The organism is Arthrobacter sp. 2RAF6, assembly GCF_052115205.1.
Taxonomy (GTDB): Bacteria; Actinomycetota; Actinomycetes; order Actinomycetales; family Micrococcaceae; genus Arthrobacter.
The window spans coordinates 134,753-149,904 of the sequence record NZ_JBFRGF010000007.1; the positions used below are offsets into that span (position 1 = coordinate 134,753).

At 63.9% G+C, this 15,152-nt stretch carries 19 protein-coding genes and 1 pseudogene; 10 read left to right on the forward strand and 10 right to left on the reverse strand.

The window, feature by feature from the left end; genetic code table 11:
• Positions 1–4 precede the first annotated feature (4 nt).
• The 6 genes from AB4Z38_RS07970 to AB4Z38_RS07995 form a co-directional block, all read right to left on the reverse strand.
• Positions 5–352, reverse strand: a complete 348-nt coding sequence (locus AB4Z38_RS07970) for a DUF6510 family protein (RefSeq protein ID WP_441429233.1) — start codon at positions 350–352, stop codon at positions 5–7.
• Positions 349–1,086 (reverse strand): FAD-binding oxidoreductase, encoded by a 738-nt coding sequence (locus tag AB4Z38_RS07975; RefSeq protein ID WP_441429234.1) that lies wholly within the window; start codon positions 1,084–1,086, stop codon positions 349–351. The genes AB4Z38_RS07970 and AB4Z38_RS07975 overlap by 4 nt, the downstream gene beginning before the upstream one ends.
• Before the next feature lie 10 nt (positions 1,087–1,096).
• Positions 1,097–1,693 (reverse strand): sulfite oxidase-like oxidoreductase, encoded by a 597-nt coding sequence (locus AB4Z38_RS07980; RefSeq protein WP_441429235.1) that lies wholly within the window; start codon positions 1,691–1,693, stop codon positions 1,097–1,099.
• Positions 1,694–1,830: 137 nt separating this feature from the next.
• On the reverse strand, positions 1,831–2,919 hold the full coding sequence (locus AB4Z38_RS07985; protein WP_441429236.1) for a DNA polymerase IV: 1,089 nt from the start codon (positions 2,917–2,919) through the stop codon (positions 1,831–1,833).
• Positions 2,916–3,542: a dihydrofolate reductase family protein gene (locus tag AB4Z38_RS07990; RefSeq protein ID WP_441429237.1), complete on the reverse strand. Its 627-nt coding sequence runs from the start codon at positions 3,540–3,542 to the stop codon at positions 2,916–2,918. The genes AB4Z38_RS07985 and AB4Z38_RS07990 overlap by 4 nt, the downstream gene beginning before the upstream one ends.
• 105 nt (positions 3,543–3,647) lie before the next feature.
• Positions 3,648–4,064: a hypothetical protein gene (locus tag AB4Z38_RS07995; protein ID WP_441429238.1), complete on the reverse strand. Its 417-nt coding sequence runs from the start codon at positions 4,062–4,064 to the stop codon at positions 3,648–3,650.
• Between the two features lie 252 nt (positions 4,065–4,316).
• On the opposite strand from AB4Z38_RS07995, the gene AB4Z38_RS08000 reads away from it, so the two are divergent.
• From AB4Z38_RS08000 to AB4Z38_RS08020, 5 genes are all read left to right on the forward strand, one after another.
• Positions 4,317–4,952 (forward strand): dihydrofolate reductase family protein, encoded by a 636-nt coding sequence (locus AB4Z38_RS08000; protein ID WP_441429239.1) that lies wholly within the window; start codon positions 4,317–4,319, stop codon positions 4,950–4,952.
• A gap of 22 nt (positions 4,953–4,974) precedes the next feature.
• On the forward strand, positions 4,975–5,775 hold the full coding sequence (locus tag AB4Z38_RS08005; RefSeq protein WP_441429240.1) for an SDR family oxidoreductase: 801 nt from the start codon (positions 4,975–4,977) through the stop codon (positions 5,773–5,775).
• Positions 5,776–6,687: 912 nt separating this feature from the next.
• On the forward strand, positions 6,688–7,014 hold the full coding sequence (gene trxA / locus AB4Z38_RS08010; RefSeq protein WP_441429241.1) for a thioredoxin: 327 nt from the start codon (positions 6,688–6,690) through the stop codon (positions 7,012–7,014).
• Between the two features lie 66 nt (positions 7,015–7,080).
• Positions 7,081–7,470, forward strand: a complete 390-nt coding sequence (locus AB4Z38_RS08015; RefSeq protein WP_441429242.1) for a heavy metal-responsive transcriptional regulator — start codon at positions 7,081–7,083, stop codon at positions 7,468–7,470.
• 186 nt (positions 7,471–7,656) lie between these two features.
• A complete protein-coding gene (locus AB4Z38_RS08020) occupies positions 7,657–8,037 on the forward strand; it encodes a carboxypeptidase-like regulatory domain-containing protein (RefSeq protein ID WP_441429243.1) in 381 nt (126 codons plus the stop codon).
• A gap of 5 nt (positions 8,038–8,042) precedes the next feature.
• On the opposite strand, the gene arfB is transcribed toward AB4Z38_RS08020, so the two are convergent.
• The 3 genes from arfB to AB4Z38_RS08035 are packed head-to-tail and all read right to left on the reverse strand — an operon-like array spanning position 8,043 to position 9,400.
• On the reverse strand, positions 8,043–8,465 hold the full coding sequence (gene arfB / locus AB4Z38_RS08025) for an alternative ribosome rescue aminoacyl-tRNA hydrolase ArfB (RefSeq protein ID WP_441429244.1): 423 nt from the start codon (positions 8,463–8,465) through the stop codon (positions 8,043–8,045).
• Positions 8,466–8,515: 50 nt separating this feature from the next.
• Positions 8,516–9,100, reverse strand: coding sequence for an HhH-GPD-type base excision DNA repair protein (locus tag AB4Z38_RS08030; protein ID WP_441429245.1), 585 nt, complete (start codon positions 9,098–9,100; stop codon positions 8,516–8,518).
• A 45-nt stretch (positions 9,101–9,145) separates the two neighbouring features.
• The gene (locus AB4Z38_RS08035; RefSeq protein ID WP_441429246.1) at positions 9,146–9,400 is read right to left on the reverse strand and encodes a hypothetical protein; all 255 of its coding nucleotides are present in this window, start codon (positions 9,398–9,400) and stop codon (positions 9,146–9,148) included.
• A gap of 392 nt (positions 9,401–9,792) precedes the next feature.
• Here AB4Z38_RS08035 and AB4Z38_RS08040 point away from each other — a divergent pair, with 392 nt between their 5' ends.
• The 3 genes from AB4Z38_RS08040 to AB4Z38_RS08050 are packed head-to-tail and all read left to right on the forward strand — an operon-like array spanning position 9,793 to position 12,393.
• Positions 9,793–10,665, forward strand: coding sequence for an NAD-dependent epimerase/dehydratase family protein (locus AB4Z38_RS08040; RefSeq protein WP_441429247.1), 873 nt, complete (start codon positions 9,793–9,795; stop codon positions 10,663–10,665).
• Between the two features lie 8 nt (positions 10,666–10,673).
• The gene (locus tag AB4Z38_RS08045; RefSeq protein WP_441429255.1) at positions 10,674–11,705 is read left to right on the forward strand and encodes an aldo/keto reductase; all 1,032 of its coding nucleotides are present in this window, start codon (positions 10,674–10,676) and stop codon (positions 11,703–11,705) included.
• Positions 11,706–11,739: 34 nt separating this feature from the next.
• The gene (locus AB4Z38_RS08050; RefSeq protein WP_441429248.1) at positions 11,740–12,393 is read left to right on the forward strand and encodes a hypothetical protein; all 654 of its coding nucleotides are present in this window, start codon (positions 11,740–11,742) and stop codon (positions 12,391–12,393) included.
• A 51-nt stretch (positions 12,394–12,444) separates the two neighbouring features.
• On the opposite strand, the gene AB4Z38_RS08055 is transcribed toward AB4Z38_RS08050, so the two are convergent.
• Positions 12,445–13,302 (reverse strand): transglycosylase domain-containing protein, encoded by an 858-nt coding sequence (locus tag AB4Z38_RS08055; RefSeq protein ID WP_441429249.1) that lies wholly within the window; start codon positions 13,300–13,302, stop codon positions 12,445–12,447.
• Positions 13,303–13,670: 368 nt separating this feature from the next.
• On the opposite strand from AB4Z38_RS08055, the gene AB4Z38_RS08060 reads away from it, so the two are divergent.
• A complete protein-coding gene (locus AB4Z38_RS08060) occupies positions 13,671–14,570 on the forward strand; it encodes a diacylglycerol/lipid kinase family protein (RefSeq protein WP_441429250.1) in 900 nt (299 codons plus the stop codon).
• 106 nt (positions 14,571–14,676) lie between these two features.
• Positions 14,677–15,152 (forward strand): annotated as a pseudogene (locus AB4Z38_RS08065) (glycogen debranching enzyme); the annotation flags it as partial.

Genomic DNA, 15,152 nt, shown 5'->3' on the forward strand with positions numbered 1-15,152 from the left:
TTCCTTAGCCCTCCCGCTCGATTTGCAAATAGCTGAGTCCGCTCACATCGAGCCAGTACCGTGTGGGCGTCTCCACGAGGCGCAGCAGCACGCCCTCGCAGGAAGCGCAGCGCACAACGATTCCCGGGGCGTCAACGTACACCATCGTCTCCCCGAAGACGCGGACCGCGCCGCAGTGCTTGCACCGTCCGATCGCGGCGACGATATCGAAGCGGAACAGTTCCCACAGGGGTCCGGCCACCGCGTTTCCGTCCAGATGGGATATCGCATTGCCTGCGATTCCAGCGATGTCCTGATCCTCAAGGCCCGGATCCTCAGCGCCCGGAGAATCGGAGCCGTTGTTGCCACTCACCGCGTTCCTCCTGTTCCGCCGAAGCGCTCGGTCTTGATCGAAGCGGCGGGATATCCGGCCCGCACGAGCCATTCCGCGACCGTTTCCACAAAGACAGTCTGGCCACAGATGAAGGTGTCCGGGAGGGGGTCCTTCGGCAAGATGTTGGCCAGCAGGGTTTCCGCCGTGAGCCGTTGCGGAGCAATCCGCCAACCCTCTGGCGCCTTGCGTGTGTAGACGTAGTCGATGACCAGCTTGCGGGACTCCTGGCCTAAGGTTTGGAGTTCTTCCCGATAGAACCCTGCTTCGGGTGACTTGAGCGAATAGAGCAGCCGGAAGTGCGCCGGATTTTCCGAGGCGTGGTGTGCGCGGATCATGGACATGAGCGGCACGATGCCGGATCCTCCGGCAATCAGCTGAACGGGGTTCGTGTCTGTCGGTTTCCAGACGAACCAGCCACCCACAGGCCCGCGGATCTCCAACTGGTCCCCGACCGCCAGTTCCCGGACCAGATACGGGGAGACCTCTCCGTTGGCCAATTCGTCAACGGTGATCTCCAAGGTTTCGTCCATGCCTGCCCTCGCCACGGAGTATGAGCGCACGGCCATGTAACCGTCGTCGGCAGTGAGGCGGATGTCGATGTGCTGTCCGGCGAGGTTGCCGTTCAGGCCGTTTACCCGCAGCCCTATGGTTCTGGCGGTTTCCGTTTCGGTCATGCTGCTGACGACGTCGGCCACGCGCCATAGCGTGCTCATCCGGCGCACCTCATGAGTAGCGCTCCTCCCGCCAGGGGTCGCCGTGGAGGTGGTAGCCGTTGGATTCCCAGAAACCAGGAACGTCATCCTGCGTCAACTCGATGCCGTTGATCCACTTTGCGCTCTTCCAAAAGTACAAATGCGGCACGAGGAGCCGGGCAGGTCCGCCGTGGGCGCGTTCAAGCGGCTCGCCGTCGAATTCCCAGGCCACCCACGCCCGGTCGCCAAGAAGGTCCGGGAGCGGCACGTTGGTCGTGTATCCGCCGTAAGAGTGGGCCATGGTGAACCTGCAGTCTGTTTCCACGTTCTCAAAAAGAGTATCCAGGGACACTCCGCGCCACGTGGTACCCAACTTGGACCAGCTGGTCACACAATGGATATCCGTAGGGATGTCCATTTGGGGCAATGCCATGAATGCGTCCCAGGACCACGCATGACGCTGTCCGGCCTCAGTGGCGATGAAGAATTCCCAGTCGCCAGTGGGGATCCGGGGAGCGGGGCCGGCGGTAAGGACCGGGAAGCTGCCGGTCTCGTATTGTCCCGGTGGCAACGCTGGATTGCCGCTCTGCCGTCTCCCATGAAATCCAGACGAGATGATGCCCACCATGTACCTCCGATGCGGAGAGCCAAGCCGACTGTGCTCGGTTCCCCAACGATAAGGCAACGGCCGGGCGCGGTCCAGACACTAGGGATTGGGGGCCAAATGAACACCACTCCACGCTGGTAAGGAAGGGAACGACGGCGTTACCAACCGCCGTGCGTGGGCGTATGTCCCTTTCGGGCATCTTCGGGCATTGCCATTTCGGCACGCAGGCCCAGGAGCCGGATCGGGCGGCCTGCCTCGATTCCGGCCGCGAGGTCCAACGCCCGCGCGAGGATTTCGTTCCGGTCGAAGGTCTCCGGAATCTTGCTCCCCTGGGTCGTGGTCAAGAACGGCGCGTAGCGGACCTTCAGGGTCAGCCCGACGACGGGCCTTCCCTCGGCCACAACATCCTCAAGGACATGTGCCGCCAGCTCCCTCACGGCGTCCTCCACCTGGGCCGGATCTGTCAGGTCCTGCTGGAATGTGGTCTCCCGGCTGTGCCCGCGGGCAACCCATGGGGTGTCGTCCACAACGCTGGTGCCGTCGCCTCGTCCGAGCTGCGCGTACCAAGGACCCATCCTGGGGCCGAACTCCGGGACCAGCTCCTGGGGGTCGGACGCGGCGAGTTCGGCCACTGTGTTGATGCCGAGTTTGGCCAGGCGGGCCGACACCCTGCTTCCGACACCCCACAGGTCCTTGGTGGGCCGGCTGCCCATGATGTCGAGCCAGTTCCCGGCGGTGAGGCGGAAGACGCCGGCCGGTTTGCCGAACCCGGTGGCGACCTTGGCCCGGACCAGGGTGTCGCCGATGCCCACGCTGCAATGCAGCCGCGTTCGCGCGAGGACGGCGGCCTGCACCTGGCGGGCGTAGGCTTCCGGATCCTCCGTCTCGACGCCTACGAAGGCTTCATCCCAACCCAGCACCTGCACTGTGGCGCCGGGCTGCGCGCGCAGGGCAGCCATCACCGTTTCGGACGCCGCGAGGTAAGCCTCCTGATCGACGGGCAGGATCACGGCGTCAGGCACTTTCCGGGCCGCAATACGTAAGGGCATTCCGGAACCCACACCGAAAACCCTGGCTTCGTAGGACGCGGTCGACACCACGGCCCTTTCCGTGGGGTCCCCCCGGCCCCCGACAATGATCGGCTTGCCGGCAAGCTCCGGCCGTCGGAGCACTTCGACCGCCGCGATGAACTGGTCGAGATCAACGTGGAGCACCCACGGGATTCCGCTCACGCCACCAGCTGTCATGTCTCCGCGCGTTCCGCCTCGATGTCGACGCCCGTGACCACATCGCCCGCGCGCTCGTAGACGAGCCAGATCGCGCCCTTCGGGAAGGCCCGAGGTGGCTGGGCGACCGCGAAGGCGGCTGGAACTGTCCCGTCCCGGAAGATCCGCTTGCCTGTGCCGAAAGTCACCGGGTACAGCCAAAGATTCAGCCGGTCGACGAGGCCCTCGGTGAGGAGGGTCTGAAGGAGGTCGCCGCTGCCGATGACGTGGGTCTCGTCGTGGCGCTCGCGGATCTCGCGGGCCTCGGATGCGACGTCGGTAAGCACTGTCGTCCCGGACCAAGCGGGGTCGGCCAGTGTGTGTGACGCGACATATTTCGGCACGGAGTTGAACCGGGCCGCGATCGGGTCGTCCGCCGATGCGGTGGGCCAGAAACCAGCGAAGATGTCGTACGTCTTCCGCCCCAGGAGAAGCGCGTCGAGGCGATCGATGCCAGCCCCTATTGCCTCGCCGGACTCCTTGTCGAAGTACGGTGCCTGCCAGCCGCCGAATTCGAAGCCGCCCTCCCGATCTTCATCGGGCCCGCCGGGCGCCTGGTAGACCCCGTCAAGGGTACTGAACAAGTCGACTACGATGATTCCCACATGCCCCATTTTTCGGCGCTCGCTGCGGGAAGGCAAGAGCTTGCACGAAAGCTATGAATTCAGTGGATTAGCTCGTGCTTGGCGCTTCGAGTTGGAAATCGTTGCTCAGTCCAGCCCATCGAACAGGCGAGTCAGGCAGTCGGTGTAGTTGGTCATGGTGTCCGCGAAATTGAGCAGTTGGAGACCGCCGCCGATGGCGGTACCTACCCTTTCGGTGCTGGCTTCCCCGGCGTGGCAGAGGAGTGGCTCGCAACTGGTTCCCTTCGCGGTGAGCGTTGCGATTCCCCAGGGATGGCTGGGGTCGGTGACTGCGATGCCCGCTGCGTCGAAGGTGTCGCGGAGGACGTATCTTGTGACCGTCCTCCAGGACTGGAGGAACTGTGGCTGCAGCTGTTCAATGAGTTCATCGTCGTTGCTGTCGTAAGCGCGCCCGAGGCCTGTCGATAGTTCGTCCCACTCCCGGGCGTCGCGGACCATGAGGTGTCCGGCCCGGAGACGGGCAATTGTTTCGTTCAACGTCATGATCTGTCCCCAAACTTCCTGTCGTGTCCGTTCCCGCTTACGAAAGCAGGTCGTCAACGGAGAGAACGGACGGGAACCCGGCATGATTCCCGCATGCGGCCAGCTGCCTGGCAGCGTCCATCCGGTTTGTTCGCGCCCGCGGCCCCTTGAACGTCTGATCGCTCCAGGGCTAGCATTGCCGCCACGGGACCCGGCTGTCCTTGGCCGAGGGCCCGGCGGTCACCGATGTCGATCAAATTCGAGGAGACGGTCATGGGCGAGACAGCGGCGGAGGCGTCATCAGCGGAGCTGATGGTCGACCTGATCATATCCTTGGACGGGTATGCTTCGGCCGTGGGATGGCCTGGCTGGTGGGGCCTGGAGGGGCCGGAATACCTGGCTTGGCTTGCTCAGGAGGGTGAGAAGGGGTACACCTTCCTCCTTGGCGCGAACACCTACCGGCTGATGTCCGGGATGTCAGAGGAGGCGGCAGCCGAAGGCTCGGGATTCTCCGAGGATGAGGGGGCCTCCTTGACCGGCCTTGCTGCGGTGCCGAAGGTCGTCTTCTCCTCGACGCTGCAGGCTCCCCTGACATGGCCGAACTCGGAGCTGGTCACCGGAGACGCCGTCCAGGTCGTGGCGGAGATGAAACGGACCGGGACCGGGCCCTTGAGCACTCTCGGGAGCCTGAGCCTGTGCCGGTCGTTGCTGACCGCTGGACTCGTGGACAGGTTCCGGGTGGTCGTTTTCCCGGTGATCACGGGCAGCACCGGACGGGAGCGGATTTACGACGGCTATCCCGACGTCTCGCTCGAGATGGTGGAGAGCAGGACCTTCGACGGTCGGATCCAGCTGCTGGAGTATGTCCCTACCGTGCTCAGTGGTCCGCCGGGCAGCGGTCCGGCTTGAGCCAATCCGAAGGGAAATGGTCATGAACTCGCCGATTTTGGTGACGGGCGGAACCGGCACGCTCGGGCGGCTAGTGGCCTCGCGCCTGCGGGACGGGGGCCACTTGGTGCGCGTGGCAGGCCGTCATGCCCCTCCACCTGAGCTAGGCATCGAATTCGCGCAGTGTGACCTGGACACTGGCGACGGAGTAGAAGCCGCGTTGCGCGGTGTCAGGACCGTGGTGCATTGCGCCGGCGCACAGAAAGGCGACGGCGACAAGGCTCGCCGCCTTGTCGCGGCAGCTTCCCGCGCGGGTGTGACGCACCTTGTGTTCATCTCAGTCGTGGGGGCGGACACGATCCCGGTCATGGGCGGCTTCGACCGTGCGGCTTTCGGCTACTTTGCGTCCAAGCGGGACGCTGAGCAGGTTGTGGCCGGTTCAGGGATCCCGTTCAGTACCCTCCGCGCGACCCAGTTCTTCGAGTTGACGCTGCTCACCTCGCGGGCCATGGCCAAGCTTCCGGTCGTTCCAGTGCCGAGAGGCTTCCGGTTCCAGCCGGTGGACGCTGGCGAAGTCGCGGACCGGCTCGTCGAGCTCGCTCTCGGACAGCCTGCCGGCCTCGTACCCGATCTCGCCGGCCCGGCCTGCTACCCGATGGGTGACCTTATCCGCTCCTATCTCGCCGCATCCGGTCAGCGACGACTTCTCGTCCCCGTTCACATGCCGGGGAAGGCCGCCAAGGCAATCCGGGAAGGCGCCAACCTGTCCGAGGACAGGGCCGTCGGGCGTAAGACCTGGGAGGAGTTCCTCACCGAGCGGGTGCCCGGTGACGGCCGGAGGTGACGCCGCCGGTTCCGGCTCAGCCCAAATCGTCAACGACCGGTGGGTGCTGAGCAGCGTGCCTGGCCCGCGCCGCCGGCTCAACGGAGTCCACAGCATAGGGTTTGGTAGCCGAGCGCCGCAGCGGAAGACGCAAGCGCGCCTGATAAGCGCCGTTCCGGAACTTGGCGCGGGGATCCATCTGGATAACCAGGAGTGGCTCTTGGCGGGACGCGTCCACCCGCAGCAGCATTCCGTGCCGACGACCGTCGACGAGCAGCGGGGTCGCTGGCTCGACTGCGGTTTGTTTGAGTAGTTCCTGATATTTCGGCCCCGCCGCCAAGAACAGGACACCATGGGAGAACCCGACGACTCGCAAAGGGACTACCGTGTCAGGCCGCGGGGTGGGCCTGGGGTGCCTTTCGTGTTCCCTGGTTAAGGATTCCGTGACTGATCTCAACGATCGATCGCATTCCCGGCACCTGGCCCGCGTCCCGACGTCGGCCAGAAGGGTCACAAGCAGCCCTCTAGGGGCGCTGCTCCATCTGTCGGCAACAATGCGGCACCACGCCGGATGGTACTCCTTTCCGTTCTTCATCACGTAGACCTGATCTTCGCCGAGGAGGGGCTTACCCTCCCGTCGAGCGGCCGGCTCGACAGGTCTGAGGGCGCCGAGGCTTTTGGCATCTGCGCGGCCTGCGTCGCTGCCCTTGAGGTATGTGCGGATCCATGGAGTGAGTGGTCGTTTTGGGCTGGGAATTGCGGGGCCTTCCTGTGCGGAGGGAGTGTTCGTTCCCTCTTTCCCCTTACCTAGCTTGATGGCTTTTCGCGGAAGTCGCCAGTCCGTACGCCGTGCTCCATCACCAGATTCTCCCCCTTGACTTTTCCCTTAGGGGAGGGTGCAAAAGTGGAGTGCATTCAAGAAGAGGAAAAAGCATGCCAAGAACCAGAGAGGTCACCGACGCGTCCTTCGACGCCGAAGTGCTGAAGTCAGCTAAACCCGTCGTCGTGGAATTCTGGGCGGATTGGTCCGGACCTTGCGCCAGGCTTAACCCGGTCCTGGAACAGCTCGCGGTCGAATACGCCGACAAAATCGACGTCGTAAAAGTCAATGTCGATGAGAATCCCGAAACCGCGAGTGCCTTACGGATTAGCTCGGTCCCGTCGGTGTTCTTGTTCAAGGACGGCGAACGAAGAATCTCCGTGATCGGCGTCGGGGCGAAGCGGTACTTCGAAATGGAATTCGCTGACTACTTGGGCTAGCACTGCTTCACCCCATGAGCCCCTTCCCCTACAGTGGGAGTTCAATGGGGGAAGACGAGGTGCACGGTGCGAATCGGTGAAGCGGCCCAAGCGGCGGGTATGACGAGCAAGGCCTTGAGGTTCTATGAAGAGCACGGGCTGCTGCCAGCCGCGAAGCGCACCGCGAACGGATATCGCGATTACACAGGCGAAACCGTTCACCGGCTCGACTTCATTCGCCGCGGGCGGGCTGCGGGACTGGCGCTGGCGCAGATCCGCGAAATCCTGCTTCTGCGTGACGCGGGCCGCGCGCCGTGCACCCATGTGCGCGACCTTCTGGCCAGTCAGTTGGCCGGCCTCGACGCGCAGATCGCCGAACTCGTCGCGCTCCGCGCCACCGTCGCCGGCTACCACGCCGTCGCGGCTGCCGCGGACCCGGAGGCGTGTGACGCCGAGCGGATCTGCAGCTACCTCTGAAAGGCCGCATCAGAACCGGCAGTCACGGGCTTCCTGAGAACCTGCTCCTGAGGCTTGAGCGAAAGGCGCCAAGGGTGGACGGGCCGTCCAACGGCGGTCATTGCCTGACGCATCTATCATTGTCCCAGGGGCGCTGATCGATCCCATTCATCCGGCGCCCTGAATCGACACACGTTGGTGAGTGAAGTGAAGCGATTCCTCTTGGCCCTGCTGGCCGCGGTCCTGTGGTTGGGCGGATGCGCCGGTCCAGGAGGTCCGGACCCGGGGCATACCGGGGTTGTCACCGGCGTTGTCCTGACCGCCCCGACATGTCCCGTCGAACGTGTCGGTCAGGAGTGTCCGCCGCGACCCGTCCCAGGTGCCGCGGTTGTCGCCTTGGACGGTGAAGCTGTCCGGGGCTCAACACTGACCGATGGAATCGGGGCCTTCCGTCTCACGCTGCCTGACGGTCGTTACGTAATTAAAGCAAGCAATGTTGGAGGTTACGTCTCGACGGCGACCGAGCCGGCGGTCATCTCGGAGACCCCCGTTCACATCACGTTGGTTGTTGACAGCGGGATTCGATAAGCGAGCTACTCGGCGGACGGTCGTTTTCGTTGTTGTTTCGTCGCCGCCCGGTGTTCCTTTGCGGCCCGGTGCCGGCGCTTGGAGCTCCGGGTGGGTTTGCTCGCCCGGCGGGCAGCGGCTTCGGGAGCAAGACCCTCCGCCACGAGGCGGGAGAGCTTGGCCAAGGCGATCTCCCGGTTACGCAACTGGGACCGCTGCTCGGACGCGGTCACGGTGATCACCCCGGCGATGAGACGTGGTCCGAGACGCGTGACCAGCAGAAGCCGTTGGTCATCGGAAAGCGCTGCGGAGTCGGCGACATTCCATGACAGTTCAACGCGGCTGTCCGAGGTGTTGACGTGTTGACCGCCCGGCCCTGACGAGCGGGAGAACCGCCAGCCGAGTTCCGACGTCGGAATCGTGAGCGCAGGCGACACTTCGAGATCCATGCTGCAAGCGTTTCACGATATCGGCGGGAACAAAGCCCGTCGCGTGCTTCTCAGCTTCCGGAGGCCTTCGCCGCTTTGATGGCGGCCTTGGCAGCCTGCTTGTTGGCGCGAACTTTTCTCAGCGACTCCGGATCCACGATGTCGGCGACAGAAAGAAATGCGCTCTCCTGGCCATAGGCGCCGGCAGCCTCACGCCAACCCGGTGCCTGGAGTCCGCGTTGCTTGCCGAGCAGTGCCAGGAAGATTTTTGCCTTTTGCTCTCCGAAGCCGGGCAATTCCTTCAACCTGCGGAGCACCTCCTGGCCGTCTGGGTTGTCCTGGGTCCAGATGGCGGTTGCGTCTCCATTCCAATCGCGCTGAACGGTCGCGGCGAGATCCTGGACGCGGCCGGCCATCGAGCCGGGGAAACGATGGACGGACGGACGCTCCTTGAAGACCTCGACGAAGCCTGCCGGGTCATATTCGGCGATTGCGGCAGGGGACATGGATCCGATGCGAGTCCGGATCTTTTCGGGTCCCGCAAACGCGGACTCCATGGTCACCTGTTGGTCTAGCAGCATGCCGATGAGAAGTGCGAACGCGTCATCGCTGAGCAGCTGGTCGGCGGCGGGGTCGCCAGTAATGTGCAGTTCCATGCGCCCATCCTCCCACTTGCTTTGATTCGCGTCATGGTGGCCAACTCAGCAGCCTGGTTCGGTCTCCGTCTGTGAGTTCGCCGGCAATTCGCGCCGTTCGAGTGTCTGCCCATAGGGGACGTCGCGGCTGATGGCGACGGTGTACCTGGTGTATCCGTGCTGGGTAACGAGGATGCCGTGACGGCGCTCCTTGACGGCGTGTTCGCGGGCGATTTCGACGGCTGTGTTCAGGTCGTTTTCGATAGTGTCGGAGTCGTGGGCGGTGATTTCCAGGACGACGTCCGAATGGCGTTTGATCATCGTGGTCTCTTTCTCGGCGGGAAGCGCCGGGGCTCTCAGGGGTCACGGGCTTCCGGGGCCGGGCGAACCCGGGGAGGCGGAAAGCGGTGGTTCGAGAGGGGTTGCCCGGCATTCTGTGATGGGGCGGTTGCTGGCCGTAGAGTCCGGCGGGCTTGATCGGCGGAACATTTTCCTGCGGATCTGTAGCCAGTGTGGACGATCGGGGGCTCGGGCGCAAGTTGAAATGCCGAAAAAGTTGACTGTGTCGGAGAAATACAGCGGTCCTAGCATCCGGGATGCTATTACGCGGGAGCGGGTGTCTGGCTGTCCTAGGACCGGGAGGGCCACGCGCCGGAGCGGGTTTGTGCCCTAGTGTCGGTTTGAGACCGCCGAGCTATATCGAGGGAGCACCGATGAGAATTGCAGTGACGGGTGGAAGCGGAAAACTGGGCCGGCACGTAGTGCGCCGGCTCAGCGGGGACGGGCACCAGGTCTTGAACCTGGACCGGGCGGGCGAGCGGAGCCCCGGTTTGGCGATTGTCGACTTGCGTGACTTCGGCCAGGTGCTGGATGTGTTTCTGGGGCTGGACGACCGGCACAGCGGCTTCGATGCCGTCGTGCATCTGGGGGCTATTCCGGCACCTGGCATCGTCCCGGATGTTGCGACGTTCGAGAACAACATGCTTTCGACGTACAACGTGTTCCAGGCGGCCCGCCGGGCCGGCATCAAGAAGGTTGTCTACGCCTCAAGTGAGACGGTGCTGGGCCTGCCGTTCGACGTCGACCCTCCCTATATCCCGGTGGATGAGGAATACCCGGCACGGCCGGAGAGCACCTATTCGCTGGTGAAGCATCTGGAAGAGCAGATGGCGATCGAGTTGACGCGCTGGGACCCCGAGCTGAGCATCGTGGGGCTGCGGTTCTCCAATGTCATGGACGTGGAAGATTACGAACGGTTTCCATCCTTCGACTCCGATGCCAGGCTGCGGAAGTGGAACCTTTGGGGTTACATCGATGGCCGGGACGGTGCGCAGGCTGTGGCGCGGGCCCTCGAAAACGGCAAGCCCGGGTTCGAAGCATTCATCATCGCGAACGCGGATACGGTCATGAGCCGGTCCAGTGCCAGCCTGGCTGCGGAGGTGTTCCCCGACGTCAAGGTGATCAAGAAATTGGGCGAGCACGAGACCATGCTCTCTATCGATAAGGCCAGGCGACTGCTGGGTTTCGAGCCCGAACACACTTGGCGCACCTACCATTCGAACCGCACTACTCCCGTCGAGGATTGAGGATCATGATGCAATACCGCACTTTGGGCAACAGTGGCGCCGTGGTTTCGAACTACGCGCTGGGAACCATGACCTTCGGGGCCGAGGCCACCGAGGAAACGTCCCGCGAGATCCTGGACAGCTACGTCGCGGCCGGTGGCAACTTCATTGACACCGCCGATGTTTACAGCGCCGGGGTGTCGGAGGAAATCATCGGCCGCTGGCTGGCCGAACGGCCCGATGCGCGGGACCAGGTGGTGTTGGCCACCAAGGGCCGCTTCCCCATGGGGACGGCGCCGAACGACGTCGGCACCTCCCGACGCCACCTCACGCGGGCGTTGGACGACTCGCTTCGCCGGTTGGGCGTGGAGCAAATCGACCTGTACCAAATGCACGCCTGGGACCCCATTACTCCTTTGGAGGAGACGCTGCGCTTCCTGCACGACTCCGTCAGCAGCGGCAAGATCGCCTACTACGGTTTTTCCAACTTCCTAGGGTGGCAATTGACCAAGGCCGTCCACGTGGCTAAGGCCTTTGGCTGGAGCGCACCGGTGACCTTGCAGCCGCAGTACAGCCTGCTGGTCCGTGAGATCGAATCGGAGATCGTTCCGGCCTCGCTGGATGCTGGAATCGGGCTGCTGCCGTGGTCTCCCTTGGGCGGGGGTTGGCTCTCGGGTAAGTACAGGCGCGACGTGCCGCCCACCGGCGCCACGCGCCTGGGTGAAAACCCGGAACGCGGCATGGAGGCGTGGGGGGCCCGCAACGAGGATCCCCGCACGTGGGACGTCATCGGAACAGTGGAAAAGATCGCAGCGGATCATGGCGTGAGTGCCTCCCAGGTGGCACTGGCCTGGTTGGCGGACCGGCCTGCGGTGACCTCCGTGATCCTCGGCGCCCGCACAACGGAACAGCTGGCGGACAACCTGGCTGCTGCAGACCTGGAACTCAGCCCCGGGGAAACCGGCCGGCTCACCCAGGCCAGCCAACCGCGCGTCGGCGTCTATCCGTACGGCCCGATGGCCCAGAACCAACGCAGCCGGAAGATCGAGGGCGGCAGATAGGGGTCCATTGCCCGCGAGGCAGGACAGGCGTTGAATGTGGCTTATGGTCGACTGGGTTCTACTCTCCAACCTCGGCACCGCGCTCGGTACGACTGTTCTGGCCGTCGCGACGTTCATTTCGACGAGATCGGCCAACCGATCGGCGCGCCTGGCCGAGCGCGCCCTGCTGAATGGATTGCGCCCCATCTTGCTGCCCTCCAACTGGTCCGACGCCCCGCAGAAGGTGCGGTTCATGGAAGGCAAGTGGATGGTGGTGCGCGGCGGCCATGCCACCCTGGAGATCAGCGACAATGCTGTGTACCTGTTGATGTCTGTGCGCAACGCGGGTGCAGGAGTCGCGGTCCTGCACGGCTGGCACCTGCCACCTGACGCCAGGGCTCCGCTTTCGCCAGTGGAGGAGTTCCACCGGCTGACCAGGGACATCTACGTGCCGGCCAACGACGCCGGATTCTGCCAGGTCGCAATCCGGGACCCGGAGTCGGCCGACTTCCGCAACGCAGCCGCGGGAGCGGCCGGCGACGGCTTCACCGTCGACGTGCTCTACGGAGACGCCGAAGGCTCGCAGCGCGTTGTCTCCCGCTTCTTCATCAGCCCGGGACCCGCGGACGCCGGCCACGACGACGACGCCGACTGGCTGTTGATGGTCTCGCGCCACTGGAACCTGGACTTGCCGGCGCCGCGCAGCTGAGCCCGGAGTCCGGCGTCCGCTGCCACGTTGCCGGACTCGTTCCCGATGGTCCTAGCCGGCTTCGCTTTGGATGCGGTCCTTGACGCTTTGGGGCATGGTCGAGCATGCGTCGTTGTCGGAGCGCTGGTCGGCATGGCTGTCGGCGGTGTCCGTGATGCCGACCGTCGCGACCGCCGCTTGCCATCCGCCTAGCCCAACGAGCTGCCGGGGGACCCAGACGTTTGCCGCTCCGTTCACAAGGTTCCACACAGCGGGGTTGACGCCTGCGCCCAGGTAGATGCCTCCGGTGGGGTCCCGTTTGACCAGATCCGGCAGTGGAAGGACGCCCATCAGCTGCGCGGACTGATAGTCGGTCATGTTCCACGGCGGCGTTCCGAAGTAGTACCAGCTGGCCGCGCAGACCCCGTACAGATGGGGGCCGAACTGGGCATAGTTCAGGTAGAGCTCCAAGGTGCGTTGGGGGCTCAACGTGTAGCTGAACTGGGTTGCCAGGACGGCTTCAATCCCCTTGCGGACGGCATTTTGGTCGTCCCAGAGGAAAATGTTCTTGACCAACTGCTGGGGGATGGTGGAGCCGCTGGGGTCGGGCTTTCCCTGGAAATACGCTTGTGCCCTCGACTGGAGGTCTCCGACGTCGAAGGCCCCGCTGCGTGTGCCGAGCTGTTCGTCTTCATGGGCGATGGTCGCGGCCAGCAAGTGCCGGCTCATATGGTTGAGCGAGACGAACTGGTAGACGTTGGGCTCACCCGCCTCCAGCATGTAGGCGGTGCGTGGCGGGGTCACGCCCACGCTGAACATGAAGGCGATGATCTGGACAAGAACGAGTGGGGCGATCAGCGCCAGGAGGACCTTGCGGCGCCACTTCCGTTTGGATCGCTTAGCCTTCTTGCCGCCTTTGGGAGCCGGCACCGGGGCCCGATCCGGCTTCGTCGCGGACCGTTTCACCCGGTCTTGTACAGGCCCCTGTGGCTCCAAAGGGTCTGGCTCCGGGTAGCTGATGACTTTGGCCCGGGCCAGATCGGGGCGGGCCCCTGAAGGAGGGCTCCCTGGTTGCGGACGCCGCGGCGAGGTCGGTGGTGTTGGAATGTCCATCGGTCTGCCTTCGCTTCTCGTGCCGCGCGGTTACCCCTGGAAGGGGTAGAGGATGGCACGAGAGTCTACCGGGCCTTGCTGGTTGTTCCGTTCAGCCAAGTAGTCCAGGTCCCCATCCCTCAGGGTGCGGCGGCAGATTGTAAGTACACTTACTGAAGTCATCACGAGCAAATATCGGAGCGGCAATGACTTCTGCACGGACCTTTGAATCGATCGTCATCATTTTCAATCCCAACAGCACCGGGGACGCACGCAGACTGGCTGAGAGTCTCCACGGCGAGCTGGCAGATCTCCTCAGCTACCCAGTGGACATCAGGCTCCAGCCGACGAGCCACGCCGGACATGCCGTCGAGCTGGCCCGCGACGCAGTCCGCGGTGGCGGAGAAGTGTTGGTGATTTCCGTCAGTGGTGACGGGGGCTACAACGAAGTTGTCAACGGTGTGATGCAAGGCGGCAATCCCAGGGCCGTGTGCGCGGTTCTGGGGGCGGGCAATGCCAATGATCACCGGCGGAGTACCGGCACCCAGCCGCTGGGGGAAGCAATCGCCGGGGGCAGGGTGCGGAGCATCGACTTGCTGCGCGTCCACACGGGCAAGGGAGCGGACTCGCGCGGGGAGTACGCGCACTCCTATGTCGGCTTCGGGCTGACCCCGGTGGTGGCGATGGACCTGGAAAAGGGCGGCAAGGGAGCCCTGAAGGAAATGGCCTCGGTGCTCCGGAGCTTCTCGAAGTTTGAGCCCTTCGAAATACGCCAGGCCGACGGCGCGCGCCGCAGCCTGGACAGCCTCGTGCTCGCCAACATTCCAGAGATGGCGAAGTACGCCACGCTTAGCGACGCGGACGACAAGCTCTCTGACGGAAAGTTCGAAGTGATCGTCTTTGCCCACATGCCAAAGTGGCGGGTCCTCTTGACGGCGTTGCGGGCAGCTACGAAGGGTCTGGGGGATCAGCCCAGCGTGAGCAGCTACTCGTTCACCACCATCAAGCCCCTGAGCTACCAGGTCGACGGTGAAGTGAAATCCGTCGACGCGAACATGCCAGTCAGGATCGAGTGCGCCCCGGCGGCTCTCTCCACCCTGGGATGAACAAAGCCCGTCCGGTGAAATGGATCTCGTAGTGGAGCGATCCGGTATATAGTCAGCAAGCTTAGTACTTGCCGGGATTTGCTTGGACATCATAATAGGAGCACGAATGGAAATCTGGCCCGGATCGGCGTATCCCCTTGGCGCCACCTTCGACGGAACCGGAACCAACTTCGCATTGTTCAGCGAGAGGGCTGAAAAAGTCGAGCTTTGCCTGTTTCAGGAGGACGGCTCCGAAACCAAAGTCGATGTCGTGGAAGTCGATGGTTATGTTTGGCATTGCTACCTGCCGCATGTGCAGCCGGGCCAGAAGTATGGTTACCGGGTGCACGGTCCGTATGACCCTGCCGCGGGCCAGCGCTTCAATCCGAACAAGCTCCTCCTGGACCCTTACGCGAAGGCCATCCACCGGCAGATCGATTGGGACCCGGCGCTGTTCTCGTACAACATGGGGGATCCGGACTCCCGCAACGACAAGGATTCCGCGCCCCACATGATGATGGGTGTGGTCATCAACCCGTTCTTCGACTGGGACGGTGACCACCTCCCGCGGATCCCGTACCACCGGTCCGTGATCTATGAGGC

What these genes read in the sequence shown, in the direction of transcription:
- AB4Z38_RS07975 (WP_441429234.1), bottom strand. Translation starts at nt 1,086, where the DNA reads ATGAGCACGCTATGGCGCGTGGCCGACGTCGTCAGCAGCATGACCGAA.
- AB4Z38_RS07980 (WP_441429235.1), bottom strand. Translation starts at nt 1,693, where the DNA reads ATGGTGGGCATCATCTCGTCTGGATTTCATGGGAGACGGCAGAGCGGC.
- AB4Z38_RS07985 (WP_441429236.1), bottom strand. Translation starts at nt 2,919, where the DNA reads ATGACAGCTGGTGGCGTGAGCGGAATCCCGTGGGTGCTCCACGTTGAT.
- AB4Z38_RS07995 (WP_441429238.1), bottom strand. Translation starts at nt 4,064, where the DNA reads ATGACGTTGAACGAAACAATTGCCCGTCTCCGGGCCGGACACCTCATG.
- AB4Z38_RS08000 (WP_441429239.1), top strand. Translation starts at nt 4,317, where the DNA reads ATGGGCGAGACAGCGGCGGAGGCGTCATCAGCGGAGCTGATGGTCGAC.
- AB4Z38_RS08005 (WP_441429240.1), top strand. Translation starts at nt 4,975, where the DNA reads ATGAACTCGCCGATTTTGGTGACGGGCGGAACCGGCACGCTCGGGCGG.
- trxA (WP_441429241.1), top strand. Translation starts at nt 6,688, where the DNA reads ATGCCAAGAACCAGAGAGGTCACCGACGCGTCCTTCGACGCCGAAGTG.
- arfB (WP_441429244.1), bottom strand. Translation starts at nt 8,465, where the DNA reads ATGGATCTCGAAGTGTCGCCTGCGCTCACGATTCCGACGTCGGAACTC.
- AB4Z38_RS08030 (WP_441429245.1), bottom strand. Translation starts at nt 9,100, where the DNA reads ATGGAACTGCACATTACTGGCGACCCCGCCGCCGACCAGCTGCTCAGC.
- AB4Z38_RS08035 (WP_441429246.1), bottom strand. Translation starts at nt 9,400, where the DNA reads ATGATCAAACGCCATTCGGACGTCGTCCTGGAAATCACCGCCCACGAC.
- AB4Z38_RS08040 (WP_441429247.1), top strand. Translation starts at nt 9,793, where the DNA reads ATGAGAATTGCAGTGACGGGTGGAAGCGGAAAACTGGGCCGGCACGTA.
- AB4Z38_RS08045 (WP_441429255.1), top strand. Translation starts at nt 10,674, where the DNA reads ATGCAATACCGCACTTTGGGCAACAGTGGCGCCGTGGTTTCGAACTAC.
- AB4Z38_RS08050 (WP_441429248.1), top strand. Translation starts at nt 11,740, where the DNA reads ATGTGGCTTATGGTCGACTGGGTTCTACTCTCCAACCTCGGCACCGCG.
- AB4Z38_RS08060 (WP_441429250.1), top strand. Translation starts at nt 13,671, where the DNA reads ATGACTTCTGCACGGACCTTTGAATCGATCGTCATCATTTTCAATCCC.